The 16,672-nt window shown below is 37.7% G+C and carries 2 protein-coding genes and 2 pseudogenes; all 4 read right to left on the bottom strand.

Annotated features, from left to right (window positions below; all coding sequences use genetic code 11):
• The coding region (locus N8N51_RS07760; protein WP_261103947.1) for a YSIRK-type signal peptide-containing protein at positions 1-7,400 on the bottom strand (7,400 nt) is incomplete at its 3' end.
• A gap of 596 nt (positions 7,401-7,996) precedes the next feature.
• Positions 7,997-8,893, bottom strand: a pseudogene (locus N8N51_RS10530) (MucBP domain-containing protein); the annotation flags it as partial.
• A gap of 57 nt (positions 8,894-8,950) precedes the next feature.
• Positions 8,951-9,412 (bottom strand): annotated as a pseudogene (locus tag N8N51_RS10525) (Ig-like domain-containing protein); the annotation flags it as partial.
• A 20-nt stretch (positions 9,413-9,432) separates the two neighbouring features.
• Positions 9,433-16,545, bottom strand: a complete 7,113-nt coding sequence (locus tag N8N51_RS07745; protein WP_261103946.1) for a GEVED domain-containing protein — start codon at positions 16,543-16,545, stop codon at positions 9,433-9,435.
• Positions 16,546-16,672: the final 127 nt, after the last annotated feature.

Here is a 16,672-nt window from a genome sequence, read left to right as displayed (position 1 = left end):
TGACTTGTCTTAACTTTCTCATAAACGTGTTCTGTATCGCCGTTTGGAAGTTTCTTAGTCTCTACGAAGCGGTAACCTGGGATATCTTTCTTAGGATTTTCACCATCTTCTGTTGGATAGTTTGGAATTTCATTTCCGTCTTTATCCTTGTGACTTGTCTTAACTTTCTCATAAACGTGTTCTGTATCGCCGTTTGGAAGTTTCTTAGTCTCTACGAAGCGGTAACCTGGGATATCTTTCTTAGGATTTTCACCATCTTCTGTTGGATAGTTTGGAATTTCATTTCCGTCTTTATCCTTGTGACTTGTCTTAACTTTCTCATAAATGTGCTCTGTATCGCCGTTTGGAAGTTTCTTAGTCTCTACGAAGCGGTAACCTGGAATATCTTTCTTAGGAGTTGTACCTTCCTCAGTAGTTGTTCCTGGAATTACATTACCATCTTTATCTTTGTGAGTTGTTGTCACTTTTTCATAGATATGTTTTGCATTTCCTTTTTCGTCGATTTCAGTTTTAACTACTTTATATCCTGGAATATCTTTAGATGGTTTAGTTCCGTCTTCTGTTGGTGAAAGAGGGTTACCGTCTTTATCAACATGTGAAGTATCTGGATGTACTGTTGGAGTGTACTTGGCTGTTACTGGTGTACCGTTCTTATCTACACGTTTAACTGTTACACCTTTAGCTTTTCCTACGAAGTCAGGTTCTGGTGTGAAGGTTACTTTACCGTTTTCATCGATAGTGTATGTTCCTTCACCTGGTACTTTCTTCTCAGTTGTGCCATCGTCAAATGTTGGTTTAACAGTTTCATCGATTTCAACTGGAACTTCCTTACCGTTGATTGTAACTTTACCACCTTCAAATGTTGGTGTTCCTTCTTGAGTTTGTCCTTTAGGACCTTCTGATTCAGAATCTTTTGAGGTTGGAGTTACTGGAACGACTACTGGAGTGTACTTAGCTGTGATTGGTGTTCCATTTTTGTCAACACGTTTAACTGTTACACCTGTTGCTTGACCAGTGAATGTTTTCTCTGGTGTGAAGGTTACTTTACCGTTCTCGTCGATTGTGTAAGTTCCTTCGCCTGGTACTTTCTTCTCAGTTGTGCCATCGTCAAATGTTGGTTTTACAGTTTCATCGATTTCAACAGTTTTTTCTTTACCGTTTACAGTTACTTTTCCACCTTCAAATGTTGGTGTTCCTTCTTGAATTGCACCTTGAACATTTGTAGTGATAACATCTGAACTTGTTGGTGTTGCTGGTTTTACAACTGGTGTGTACTTAGCTGTTACTGGTGTGCTGTTCTTATCTTCGCGTTGAACTGTGACACCAGTTCCCTTACCTGTGAAGTTCTTCGCTGGTGTAAAGGTAACTGTTCCGTCAGGAGCTACTGTGTATGTTCCTTCTCCTTCGATGGTTACTGAATCAACTGGATTTCCTGTTTTTGGATCAACCAATTTAGCTGGTTTATCTTCATTGATTTCAACAGTTTTCTCTTTACCATCGATTGTTACTGTTCCACCCTTGAATTCAGGTTTACCTGTTTGAGTTGAACCTTGAACATCTTCTGTTACAGCGCCTGTTCCTGTTGGTGTTACTGGTTTAACTTCTGGTGTGTAGGTTGCTTTAGCTGGAGTTCCGTTCTTATCTTGACGAACTACTTCAACACCTTTAGCTACACCTGTGAATTTTGGTTCTGGCTTGAAGGTTACTGTGCCGTCTGGAGCTACTGTGTATGTTCCTTCGCCTTCAACAGTTAATGAATCTACTTTATCTCCAGTCTTAGGATCTACCAATTTAGCTGGTACTGTATCGTCCATTTCTACAGTTTTCTCTTCACCGTTAACCATAGCTGTTCCGCCTTGGAATTCTGGTTTACCAGTTTGAGTTGCACCTTGAACATCAACAGTTTTAGCAGGTTCTGCTTCTGGTTGTGCAGGAATGATCGATGGAGTATAAGTTGTTGAAACTTTAGTCCCATTTGTGTCTTCTGCTTGAACATTAGCTGGTGTTACTTTACCAGTGTATGATTTATCTGTTGGTGTGAAGGTTACTTCTCCTGTTGCTGGATCGATTGAGTAAGTACCTACTGGCGTTACTCCGTCTTCAGCATAAGCTGGAGTTGTTTGTCCTGCTGGAACTTCATTTCCTTCTTTATCTAGAAGTTTGTATGAATTCTCTTTAATTGGAGCAATGTTGTCTCCAGGAACGAATGAAGGTGTTCCTTTTTGAGTGTCACCTTGGATAGCTTCTGATTTAGCTGCTTCTGCTGTTGGTGTTACAGGAGTAATCTTCGGTGTGTAAGTTGTTTCTACAGCTGTTCCATTTTTATCTTTAGCTTGAACGCGTACTGGTTGTACATCTCCTGAATATGTTTTATCTGTTGGCTCGAATACTGCAACAGCTTTTCCATCTACAGTTTTAAGAGTATATTTACCAATTACGTTTCCTTCTGGATCTTTAGCTGGTACCTCTTTAGCTGGTTTTCCATCTTCATCTAGAAGTGTGTAAGTATCTGGATCGATTTTTACAGATTTCTCTTTACCGTCAATCGTTGTCTTACCAGCTTCAAATGAAACTGTGCTTTCTTGAGTTTTACCTTGTACATCTGTTGTTGTAGCTGGCGTAGATGTTGGAGTTACTCCTACAATTGTTGGTGTATAAGTTGTTGATACTTTTGTTCCATTTTCGTCTTCAGCTTGAACTTTAGCTGGTTGAACTTTACCAACATAAGTCTTATCAGTTGGTGTGAAGGTTACTTTGTTAGTAGCTGGATCAATTGTGTATTCACCAACCTTTTTACCATTCTCATCTAATGCATCGACTGGCCCATTTGCTTCTGTTCCATCTGCATTCAACAATTTAGCTGAGTTTGCTTTGATTGGAACTGATTTCTTCTCACCACCAATTGTTGTTTCACCTGGTGCAAATGATACTGTTCCTTCTTGTGTTTCACCTTGTACTCCTGCTGATTCATCTGGAGTTGCTGTTGGTGTTACTCCTACGATATTTGGAGTGTATGTTGTTGAAACTTTTGTTCCATTCTTATCTTCAGCTTGAACTTTAGCTGCTTGTACTGGTCCAGTGTAAGATTTGTCTGTTGGTTTGAAGGTTACTTCTCCTGTCGCTGGGTTAACAGTGTATTCACCAACCTTATTACCTTTTTCATCTAAAGCATCTACTGGTCCATTTGCTTCTGTTCCATCTGCATTGAGAAGTTTTACAGAGTTTTCTTTAATTGGTACTTCTGTATTTCCTTCTGTAAATGTTGGTGTTCCTTTTTGAATTTCACCTTGAACACCAGTTGAAGTAGATGGTGCTGCTGTTGGGGTTACTGGTGTTACTGTTGGTGTATATTTACCTTTTGAAGTAACTGGAACTTTATTTCCTTCTGAATCAGTCGCTGTTACTGATACTTGTACATTAACACCTTTACCTTCTCCTGTAAATGTTGGAAGTGGTTCGAATCTTACTACACCTGTTGTTGGATCGATTGAGTATGTTCCTTCTCCTTCAACTACCACTTTGCCTTTTTCATTAGCTCCTTCTAGAGAGTATGCTGCTGTTGTCCAGTCTACATTTGTTCCATCTAGAGTGTTTGTTGCTGTATTTAACTCAGAGAAGCGATCTTTTCCTGATTTAGATGTTTGAGTTTGACCCTGCTTTCCTGTAGTTTCATCTTTTGATGGTTGAACTCCATATACAGTTGGTGTATATGTATTTTCTGTCGCTACTGTTACTGGATTTCCTGACTCATCATTGAATGTTACATTTGCTGAAACTTTTATCGGTGTAGCTGTTCCTACAAAGCCTTCTGCTGGAGTGAAACTTACTTCTCCTGTTGTTGAATCGACTGTGTAAGTTCCTTCTTTAGTTGTTACAGAAGCAACTTTATTTCCTGTCGTTGGATCTACTAGTTTGAAATCTGATACTGTAGTTCCTTCTTTTCCATCATTGAAATTATCTGCAATTGAGTCAATTTGTTTTTGACCTTGAGCTCCTGATGATTTCTCTGGATCTGTTACTACGATGTAGTAAGTTGTTTCTGCTACTGCATCTTCTGTAACTTCACCAGACTCTGTTCCATCTACTGTTGGAGTTGTTACAACACCGTTTGAGTCTACTGCTCTCGCTGTTACTTTGTAACGCCCTTTTTGAGATAATACATAAGCATTAGCTCGAGCCAAGTTTGCTTCTGCAGCTGTTTTAAGAGCTGTACGTGCTGTTTCTACAGCTTTTTCAGCCGCAACAGCTTCATCACGGGATGTAGTCTCAGTAGTTTTCAGTGTATCTAACTTAGTTTTAGCTTTTTCCAACTCAGCTTGAAGTGAAGCTTTATATTCTCTAACTCTTTCAAGTTTTTCTTCAGCTAAAGCTTGAGCTGTTGGAGAAATAGAACGTAATTTAAGATTATCTAATGCTTTTTTAGCATCTTCTTCAATACTAGTTTGACGATCTAATAATTCTTGTAGATTTGCTAATTCATTAGCAGCTGTATGTGCATCTTTAATAGCATTTGCTGCTAATTGTGATTTTTCTGCAGCTGTACGTTGAGCTTGAATATAAGCTGTTTCTTCTGCTTGAGCTCCGTTAAAAGTAGTTACTGTACCGTCTGGTGCAGTTGCTGTTACTTTTGTTTTAATCGTATCTGAATCTGTTACTGATGTTTTATCATCGATTGTATCTGCGAATGCTACATTTGCTTTGGTAGATTTAATTAAGTCTACTGATGAACCTTTTGATTCTGAATAACTTGTTGAAGTTCCTGTTGGTTTAGCATTTTGAATTGATGCTACATCTGTAGAAGATGCTTCACGGTATGATACATACCCTTTGAAACCAGAAGTCGTTTCAAGTTTCCATCCTGCGTTTGATTCAGTAGCTGTAACGGTTGAACCATCAGAGGCTGTCCATTGTTTAGATACTGAATCATAATTTACAGTTACAATAGTACCTTGAGCATTGGCTACTTGCATTTTCGGAACATTAGTTACGGTACGAGTAACATCTCCTACTTCTGTAACTTTTCCTTTTTCACGAATTTCAGCAATCTTATCTACTAAGTTAGCTGCATTAGAAGTTGCACTCCATGTACGAGTGAATTCATATACGATGTAATCAATATCTCCGTTTGCTTTCACATCAGTATACACACGTCTTTCAGTTAATGTAGAAGTTCCATTGCCATTGTCTACTAATTGATACGCATCCTCAGTTGGTAAATTATATTTACCAGTAGCACTGTTAAATGTAGCTGTATATTCTTTATTATTTACCCCTTTAACAGTATATACTTCACGTTGTAAATTAGCATGCACTCTATCTGTAGTTGCTTTCGCTGCAATACTATCTACACCTACGTATTTTGTGGATTCTGGAGTTACTGCTAAATTAATGGTTGAATCTCCTGAAGTTGATGCCGCTGCTAGTACTGCTCCTTCTTGTACTGCTGCATTTGTAGTACCTGCAGCTACTGTCCAATTGCCATCTTTAACTACAAGTTTCGTCACTGTTCCATCTGGCATTGTAATTTCCGCAGTATTTGCACCTTTTGAAATCATTACAGGTACAGTTGTTGCATAAGCTTCAACATTCTTAACTGTAATCTTAGGAGCTACCGCAATCGTAATATTTTCATGCGCTTCTTGACCATTCATATTCCATTGATTTGAATTACCTGCAATTGTAGCATTATTATAGTCTTTTGCTAAAACAGCCGCTGTGAAAATTCCAGATTCCGTTGCTGTCCCTGTAATTAACCCAGTTTGTGGAGTATAATCTAAACCTGGGATTACATCATTAATAGTAGTTTTTTCTCCATTTTTTGCATAAGTACCATTTACAGTTGTGTGAGCTGTAACTGGACGTGGTCCATTCATAGTTGTCAATGTTGATCCATCTTTAGCAGTAAAAGTAGCATTATAAATCCCTTTATTTACTGTTTTTGCACCAGCGATTACTCGTTCACCGTTAACTGTATAATTAGTAGCATCATCACGTGTCATCGCATCATTATCAACATATTTAATATCATGACTTACTTCATCTCCAATAGTGACTAATTTAGATGAACCTTGAATTAATGGTGCAGTTGTATCTTGCCAGCCCATCCATCCTGAACGTAAGTTTTGGAAATCCATTACTTGTGTTGTTCCATCTGGTTTTGACACAGTTACTTTATAACGCATATCGTATACACCATTTTGAATGCTTGATGATACATATCCTTCAATTGTATCCGCTTTTTCATTATAAGCAGCACCCGGGATTAAGTTAGTTAATTCAATATTTGTAATCTTATATCCTGCTGCAGTAGCGGCATCAGAAAGACTAAAACGTTTCTTTACATCAGTTACATAAATGTAGTGATTTCCTTGTTCATAAGTATATCCATAAATTTCTGTTGCAAGGAATTCATATGCTCCATTAGATCCATACTGTGCATTTTGATCTAATGTACCTACTATAGTACTTCCTGTCGGACGTAATTTACCTTTCCATAGTTCAGCTTCTTCACCTAATTTTTGTGCTTCTTCTCTAGATAATGGAATATCCGTACGACCATTTTTACCAGCAACTGAGTTCACAGCTTCTGGTTGTTCTGTATTCTCAGATTGATATCCATGAACATAAATACGGTATGTTGAGTTGCCATCAAGTTCATAGTAAGATTTACCTGTCGCTGTAGCAAACTCCCCATTTTTCTTTCTTAATTCTGTTGAAGAATATGTATATCCTTCATTTGCAGAACGTAAGTTAGATCCTTTTTCGATTTCTTTTCCATTACGTTCATCTTTTGAGCCTGTATTTTCGATAGCGTTTGAATCAGACTTTTTCTCAGTATTTTCTGTTTTCTTCCCTACAGTTTCTTTACCATTTGTAGTGTCAACTGCTGGAGTTTCTTTTTTCTCAACTGGTTTATTTTTTAGTTTTGAGTTTACAGTCGTTACAAGTTTGTTGTAAGCAGCTTTTAACTCATCTTGACTTGTAGCACTTGAAAGAGCTGCCTTAGCTGACTCCAAGTCAGCACTCAAAAGAGCCAAACTTTCGTCTGTCTTGTTTGCATATTTTCCAGCAGCGAGTTTCCCAGCTACTTCATTCACATAAGACTCAAGTTGAGACTTGTCTAGTTTAGGACTCACTACTTCAGGCTTAGCTTCTTCTACTTTTACTTCCTTCGCAGTTTCTACTTTAGCCGTTGCTCCATTCTCTTCAGTATTAGGTGATACTACTGCCACATCAGAAACATTTCCATTAACTGCTGTTTCTGAGGCTGATACTGCTCCATTTCCAAGGAACATCAATCCAGCTGCAATGGCTACTGATGCTGCTCCAAAGCTATATTTACGAATACCATAACGGATGTATTTTTCTACTCTAAAATCTTGTTGTTGCTTGACTTTCATCGAGACTAACAACCTCCTTTTGTTTTATATCATGTTTATATATATAGTAAAAATTAAAATTCCTTCATTTCATCATAAATAAAGGAATCTCTCCAGATACTATATTTCTTTCGAAACATGTATATTCATTCTATCACACCAGCTAGTAATATTCAATTTATTTGCTTGAAAATAACATGAAAATTTCAATTTTTATCTATGTCATTCTCTAAAAAATAGTAAAAATTGTCTGAATTATATAAAAAACTCTACTTTTTTTAACTTTTTCCACTATTTTTTGACATTTCAACACACTTTCGAATTCGCTCACATTATATAAACGTATATTATTTTGAATTGATTTTCATTTCTATATATTTTATTTTTGTATATTTATTAATTAAATCCGTTTGATTTTTTTCAAAAATATTTTATCATCTGTATTTCAATATTTAAAAGTATATTGAATACCAATCTCAACTAAATTCATTTAGAATTTCTGATTTAGCTGTTAAAAATTTTCATTTAAAGTTAGCTAAGAGCCAAAAAACCGATGAAATAAATCATCGGTTTTCTATTTGATGCGGATTAGATTAGCTAATTAGAAATTGTTTCACTTAATCTTCTTTCTTCTTGCGAGCTACAAGACCAAATCCACTCAATACTCCGAGAAGTCCAAGTGCTGCAAGGTTAGCATGGTCTTCTGTACCAGTATTTGGCAATTCACGCTTACCTTCAGCTTCTTTCACTGCTGTTGCTTGTACTGGTTGTGCTGGAGTAGCCGGTACTTGAGGTTTAGCTGGCTGTTCAGGCATTGCTGGAGTAGCTGGCTCAACTGGTTGTACTGGTGTTTGAGATTGCACCTTACGGTAAACATTGCGAACATTTCCATTCGCATCTGTTTCTGTACGAACTAACTCATAGCCTTCTAATGATTTACGTGGATGTGAACCATTTTCATCAGGAATAATCAATTCACCATTTTCATCTACAAATGTTGTTAACACTTTTTCTGTAATTGGTGTTGGATTATATGGATTTACTGATGGAGTTGGTGCTGGAGTTGTTACTTTTTCGTAGACATGCTCCACATCACCATTTGGAAGTTTCTTAGTTTCTACGAAACGATAACCTGGGATATCTTTCTTAGGTTGTTCGCCGTCTTCTGTTGGATAGTTTGGAATTTCGTTTCCGTCTTTATCCTTGTAACTTGTCTTAACTTTCTCATAAACGTGTTCTACATCGCCATTTGGAAGTTTCTTAGTCTCTACGAAGCGGTAACCTGGAATATCTTTCTTAGGTTGTTCACCGTCTTCAGTTGTTGTTCCTGGAATTACATTTCCATCTTTATCTTTGAATGTTGTAGTTACTTTTTCGTAAACGTGTTCTGTATCTCCGTCTTCAGTAGTTCTAGTTTCTACAAATTTATAGCCTGGGATATCTTTCTTAGGCGTTGTTCCCTCCTCAGTTGTTGTTCCTTCGATTACGTGTCCTTCTGAATCTACGAATGATGTAGTTACTTTTTCGTAAACATATTCTGTATCTCCATTTGGAAGTTTACGAGTTTCTACTACTTTGTATCCTGGAACTTCTTTTGAAGTTTTTGCTGGAGTTGTTCCTTCTTCTGTTTCTGTTCCTGGAATTGGGTTTCCATTTCTATCTACGTGTTTAGTTGTTACTGGTTCGTAGATGTGTTTCGTATTCCCTTTTTCATCCGTTTCAGTTTTAACAAGTTTGTATCCTGGAATTGCTTCTGATGGTTTTTTACCATCTTTAGATGGGATAAGTTCTGTTTCTGCACCATCTTTTCCTATGACTACAAATTTAGTGTCAGGACGTACAGTTGGTGTGTAAGAAGCTCTAACTGTTCTTCCGTTTTTATCTTTACGAGCTACTTCTACAGGTGTTGCTGTTCCTACGAATCCTTCTTCTGGAGTGAATGTCACTTTACCATTTCCATCGATTGTGTATGTTCCTTCTCCTGGTACTACTACTGGTTCATCAGTCGGTTCTCCAGTTTCTGGATCTACTAATTTAGCTGGAACTTTTGTATCTACATCACCTTTGAATTCTGGAGTATTTGATTGTGGAGTGTTTTAGCACCTTCTGATACTACATCTTTCGTAGTTGTTTTACCTAATACTGTTGGAGTGTAAGTAGCTGTTACTGGTGTTCCATTCTTATCTACACGTTTCACAGTTACACCTTTCGCTTTTCCTACGAAGTTTGGCTCTGGAGCGAATGTTACTTTACCGTTCGCATCGATTGTGTAAGTTCCTTCTCCTGGTACTTTCTTCTCAGTTGTTCCATCTTCGAATGTTGGAGCTACTTTGTCATCAATCTCTACTATTACAGTTTTACCATTTACTTTAGTGGTTCCTGGTGTAAATACTGGTGTTTCTGATTGAGGTTGACCTTTATCACCGATTGATGTTACATCTTTAGAACTTGGAGTTACTGGTAATACTACTGGAGTGTATTTCGCTGTAACTGGTGTTCCGTTTTTGTCCACACGTTTAACCGTTACTCCGCTAGCTTTACCTGTAAAGGTCTTTTCAGGAGTAAATGTTACAGTTCCGTCTGGAGCTACTGTGTAAGTTCCTTCTCCTGGTACAACTTTTGTAGTTGAACCATCTTCAAATGTAGCTGGTTTAGTATCATCAAGTTCTACAGTTTTTTCTACACCGTTAATGGTTGTTTTACCTGCTTCAAAAACTGGTTTACCTTTTTGAGTTGCACCTTGTACATCAGTAGTTACTTCATCAACTGAAGTTGGGGTTACTGGTTTAACAGTTGGAGTGTATTTTGCAGTTACTTCTGTTCCATTTTTATCCACACGTTTAACAGTTACTCCACTAGCTTTACCTGTGAATTGTGGTTCTGGAGTAAATGTTACTACACCATTTTCATCAACTGTATATGTTCCTTCTCCTGGTACTACTTTTTCTGTTGTTCCATCGTCAAATGTTGGTTTAACAGTTTTGTCGATTTCTACAGTTACTTCTTGACCATTAACTGTTGTTTTACCAGCTGTAAATACTGGAGTTCCAGTTTGTTTAGCACCTTGTACATCTTCAGAGATTACGTCATCTGATGTTGGAGTAACTGGTTTAACAGTTGGTGTGTATTTAGCTGTAGCTGGAGTTCCGTTTGTATCTTTACGTTGAACTTCAACACCTTCAGCTTTACCTGTGAAGTTTGGTTCTGGTTTGAATGTTACTTCACCAGTTTTTGGGTTAATTGTGTAAGTTCCTTCTCCTGGTACTTCTACTGAAGTTTCGTCAGTTGGTTCACCAGTTTCTGGATTGATTAATTTAGCTGGTACTTGAGGATCGATAGGAGTCTTAGTGTTTCCTTCAGTAAATGTTGGAGTTCCACTTTGCTCTTGGCCTTGTGCACCTTCAGAAGTTATTCCTTTAGCAGTTGGGGTAACAGGCGTAATATTTGGAGTGTAAGTAGTTGTTACTGGAGTTCCATTTGTATCTTTTGCTTGAACCGTTACTGGTTGAACTTCTCCTGAGTAAGATTTATCTGTTGGAGTGAATACTGCAACTGGGTCTTTACCAGGCTCTTTTGTTAATGTGTATTCACCAATTACTTTACCATTTGTATCTTTAGCTGGTACTTTTTCAGCTGGTTGACCTTTATCATCTAATAATGTGTAAGTATCTGGGTCGATTCCTACAGTTTCTTCAGTTTTTTCTTTCGTCATTGGGTTTTCAACTTCAACTACCCCACCTTTGAATTTAACAGGTTGGCTTTGAGTTTGACCTTGAATATCTGAAGTTACTGATGGTTCTGCAGTTGGTTTTGTACCGATTACTACGGCTGTGTATTTACCAAGTGCTTGCGTTCCATTTTTGTCCACACGTTTAACAGTTAATTCAGTACCTTTACCAACGAAGCCTTTTTCTGGTTCAAATGTTACAGTTCCGTCTGCAGCTACTGTGTATTTTCCTTCTCCTGGAATTACTTTTTCTGTTGAACCATCTTCAAATGTTGCTGGTTTAGTTTCATCGATTTCAACAGTTTTTTCAATACCGTTAACGATTGCTTTACCACCAACAAAGTTTGGTTTACCACTTTGTACTTTTCCTTGAACACCTGCAGTTAGAACTTCTGTTCCTTCTGGTGTAGCTGGTTTAACTACTGCTGTGTATTCTGCAGTAACTGGAGTTCCATTTTGATCTTTACGAACAACTGTCATTGTTGTTCCTTTACCATGGAATTGAGGGTCTGGTTTGAATGATACAGTTCCATCTGGAGCTACTGTATAAGTTCCTTCTCCTGGAATAACTTTTTCAGTTTTACCATCTTCGAATGTTGCTGGTACTTTATCATCCATTGGTACTTCTACTTCTTTACCATCAATTGTAGTTTTACCAGGCTTGAATGCTGGTTTACCACTTTGAGGTGCACCTTGAATATCTTCCGTAAATGTATTCACGCCTACTGGAGTCACTGGTTTAACAGTTGGTGTATAAGTAGCTGTAGTTGGAGTTCCATTTGCATCTTTTGCTTGAACTGTTGCTGGTACTGGAGTACCTACGAAGTCTTTATTTGGTGTAAATATCACTTTACCTGTTGCTGGATCAATTGTATACGTACCAACTTCTTTTCCGTTAGCGTCTTTTGCTGGAATTGTTGTTGCATCAGTTGGTTGTCCAGTAGCTGGATCGATTAATTTAGCTGGTTGTTCAGCATCAATCTTCATAGGAACTTTATCGTTACCTGGTGTAAATGTTGGAGATCCTTCTTGAGGTTGTCCTTGTACACCTTCAGTAGATTTTGGAGTTCCTGTTGGTTCAACTGGAGTGATGCTTGGAGTATAAGTTGTTGTTACTGGAGTTCCATTTGTGTCTTTGGCTTGAATCGTAACTGGTTCAACTTCTCCTGCATATGTTTTATCAGTTGGAGTAAATACCGCAGTTGCTTTACCGTCTACAACTTTAAGTGTGTAAGTACCGATAACATCTCCTGCTGGGTTTTTAGCTGGTACTGATTCTGCAGGTTGTCCATTTTCATCTAATAGTTTGTATGAAGTAGTGTCGATTGGCACTTCTTTTTCAACACCGTTAACAGTTGCTTTACCAGGTTTGAAGGTTACTTCTTTCGATTGTTCAACACCTTGTGCATCAGTTGTTTCAGCTGGTGAAGCAGTTGGTGTTACACCTACGATTGTTGGAGTGTAAGTTGTTGAAACTTTTGTTCCATTTTCGTCTTCTGCTTGAACCTTAGCTGGCTGTACTTTACCCTTGTATTCTTTGTTAGTTGGTGTGAAGGTTACTTTGTTCGTAGCTGGGTCAATTGTGTATTCCCCTACTTTGTTTCCATCTGGATCCAAAGCATCTACTGGAGTACCAGGAGCTACTGGATTACCTGAAGCATCAAGTAGAAGCGCTGAGTTAGCTTTAATTGGTACTGATTTTTTCTCACCTTCTACTGTTGTTTCACCAGGTGCAAATGATACAGTTCCATCTTGTGTTTGTCCTTGGATACCCGAAGATTGAGCTGGAGTTGCACTAGGTGTTACACCTACGATATGTGGAGTATAAGTAGTACTTACTTTAGTTCCGTTTTTATCTTCTGCTTGTACTTTAGCTGGTACAACTTTTCCAGTGTAAGTTTTATCTGTTGGTGTGAATGTTACTTCACCTGTTGCTGGGTTTACTGTGTATTCCCCTACTTTATTTCCTTTTTCATCTAAAGCATCAACTGGGCCATTTGCTTCTGTTCCATCAGCATTTAATAATTTCACAGAATTTTCTTTAATTGGTACTTCTGCATTTCCTTCTGTAAATGTAGGAGTTCCTTTTTGAGTTTCCCCTTGTACTCCTGCTGAGTCTGATGGCTTAGCTGTTGGCGTTACAGCAGTTACTGTTGGAGTGTATTTTGTAGTTGCCGTAGCTGTTACATCTTGTCCGTCTTTATTTTGACCTACTGGTGCTGTTAATCTTACATCAACACCTGTTGCAGTTCCTTTAAATGTTGGAAGTGGTTGGAAAGTTACTTCACCTGTTGTTGGGTTAATTGTATAAGTTCCTTCACTATCTACTGTTACTGTGTCTGCTGGATTTCCAGTTTTTGGATCAATTAGAGTCGCAGGATATTTTTCACTTGGAGTTACTGTTGTAGCAGTTTCAGAATCACCTTCTGTTTTAAATGTTGGTGTTTTCTTCTGTTCTTTACCTTGAATATCTGTTGATGTTTCAGGGGCAGCAGTAATTTCTTTTGGAGTTACTGTTGGAATATAAACAGCATCCATAGTTTTTGTAGCTCCTGCTGAGTGAGTTCCATCATTGATGTTTTCAAGTCCATTTTGTCTTGTTAATGCAGTCCATCCACTTGATTGACCATTTGAGTCTACCGCACGTAGTACGATACCATCAGCTTTACCTACGAAGTTAGCTTCTGGAGTGAAAGTAATCTTATCATCTGTTACTGTATAAGTACCTTGACCTGCTTTAGTGTAATTTTTTGTTAATGTTCCATCTGGATTAACGATCATTACACCTTCAGATTGAACTTTCTTAGTAGTTTCTGCACTAATTACATTACTTTGTTCAGTGTAGTGAATTTTACCGTATGAGTTAAATGTAGTTTTACCATTGTTAGAACCTAAGTCAGATGCATCATCACCTGATGGACGTGTTCTAAACTCGATACCAACTGATTGAGTTTCACCTTGTTTACCAGTAGTTTCTTCTTTATCTCCACGTGGTGGGTGAGCTACTTGAATTTGGTTATCTTCAACTTCCCCAGAGTATGCAATTCCATTTGGTCTTTCTACTTGAGCTTCATCTTTTGCGATACGAACACGGAAGTTCACAACATCTTTGCTAGTGTCGATTACTTGAGTATTCTTAAATGTTAATTCTACAATTTGGTTGTTTCCATTTACTTGTACAACATCGGATTGTTCACCTTCATCAAATTTACCATTTCCGTTGAAGTCGATAAATCCACGCACATAAGCCGGTGCAACTGTATCTGTATACTTGTCATTACCATTTGCTGAAGCGTAAAGTTTTACTTTATAAGTATTATCTGGCCCTTGGATGAATTTAACTTCTGGAGCTCCTGTATCAACGTTTGTGTGTACATGTTCTTCTGAAATTAATTGATCTACACCTTCATCTCCAGTTTCTGTTGCATCATCAGAACCTATTCCACGTACTCTTGTACCTGGTGCAGAGTCAATATCTGCTTTAACTTTACCTAAGAATGGTTGTTGAATTTGTTTAATTGCCTTTGTATCATAATCAATAGATTGAGTTCTTAAGTAGTGTTCAGCCATTCCATAAGATTCTGGAAGATCTCCGAAATCTGAGAACTTAATACCGATCATAGAAGACTGTTGTCCAGAAGACATGATATAAAATCCTACTTCACTTACATTTGCTGTAGATAATACTGGAGTTCCTGCTCCACTATTATTACGATATCCACCGAATACTTGAGAACCAAGACCTGCAGTAGCGGCATCAGGAGTTGCAAATTTTCCACCATTTAAGGCGTTATAGAATTTTTCATCTTGCCATTTAAGGATAGCAGTTTTACCACCATTCATATCTTTAAATTTATCAAGTGGAACATAAGCATTTTTATTTGAACTATAACCAACAATCGCAGCTAAGTCCCATGGAGTACCATTAGTTGTATAAATTTCAGACTCAAGTGTCCCGATATCTTCCCCAGATGTCATAACAATACCAGGTTTTACAGGTTTACCATTATAAGTCGCTGTTACATCGAATTTAACTCCAGCCGCTTGACCATTTTTAGGTTGTCCTGCAGGGTTTGTTCCTGCAATTGTTGTTTTAGCTTTACCAGTTGTCAGACCAGAATTAGCAACGTGAGTATATCTATTTTGAGGATTCGCTCCAAGTCCTGTTGCTCCATTTTCTGGATTAAATTTATTTTCTTTATCCGGTTGATAAGAACTTTCTAAATCAGTTCCAGCTACACGGTTTTTGAATATTTCAGTTGATTCAAATGGTTTCAATTCTTTAACCGTCATTGTAACGACATAACCAGGAATCAATTCTTTTGTATATGTAGAACCAATTTGAAGTTGGTTAGATGCCGTTAGATTTGTCCACGCACTTGTATCTCCAAAGTCTAACCATTGGATTTGATCATTTAAGTCTTTAATTTCTTTTAAGTTATCTTCTTTCGTTTTAACTTTGATATCTGATAATGAAGAATAACCATGATCTTCTAACCATTTTTTACCTGTTTCAGTAGAGGCATCTTTAAGTGCTGTTGTTTGAGCATCTGCCAAGTTTACTGCAAACTTACCATCACGACCGATTCCTGCATTTTTCAATTCATTGTAGACTGCAAGGATTGATTCGTTGAGGCGTTCCAATTGAGCGTCTACTTGCTCTTTTGTGACACTCTTATCAGCAAGAAGAGCCTTAGTTTCAGTAAGAACTACTTGGTTTTTAGCGACTGCTGCTGTAACTGCTGCCTTGTTTTCTTCTTTGACATCTGCCTTAGCAAGCTCAGTTTCAGCCAATTTATTCGTTACTTCAGCTTCTGACGATACTTGTGTCAGAGTTGTTGTAGCTACTGAAAGAGCTTTTTCAACTGGAGTTGCAGTTTTTTCTGCTTCAGCTTTTGCAGCTTCTTTTTCAGCTGCTAGTTTCTTATCGAAACCAACAGTATTTGACTCAGTAACAACTGTGCTCAAAGCTGATACAGTTTCTGCTTGGACATCTACATCGACTTGACTAGCATCTGCTTTTGCAAGAGTTGCTTTAGCTGTTGCCAATACTTCCTTAGCTGAGCTTACCACTGTAGCATCTGCATATTTAGCAGTTGAAAGTTTAGACTCTAAAGTAGCAATACTTGCTTCAAGGATAGCCTTGTTTACTTTCTTAGCTTCTTCTACTTTCACTTCAGGTTTCACTTCTGCAACTTTTTCAGTTTCTACTGTTTCAGCTTTAGACTCAGCCTTTTCATTCTCCTTATCATCTTGACTAGGAGCAACTGTTGAAATAGCTATTTCAGCTGATTGCACTTCCGTTGCTGATACCGCACCGTTACCTAGGAACATTAAACCAGCAGCAATAGCTACTGATGCTGCACCAAAGCTGTACTTACGAATACCGTAACGAATGTACTTTTCTGTTCTAAAATCTTTTTGTTGTTTGCCTTGCATGAGACTAACAACCTCCTTCTATATCATTTTTTAATATCTTGAAAATAAAAAATTTCGGCATTTGTAAACATTTGACATAACAATGTTTTATGTGTCGAAAACCTGCACTTAAGATACAAATTAATAA

The sequence above is a fragment of the Streptococcus mitis genome (assembly GCF_946188685.1).
GTDB classification, from domain to species: domain Bacteria; phylum Bacillota; class Bacilli; order Lactobacillales; family Streptococcaceae; genus Streptococcus; species Streptococcus mitis_CC.
Note: the sequence above shows the minus strand (reverse complement) of the source record. Positions and strands in the feature narration are given on the sequence as shown.

Coding starts and splice junctions, on each gene's coding strand:
- N8N51_RS07745 (WP_261103946.1), bottom strand. CDS start 16,545: ATGCAAGGCAAACAACAAAAAGATTTTAGAACAGAAAAGTACATTCGT.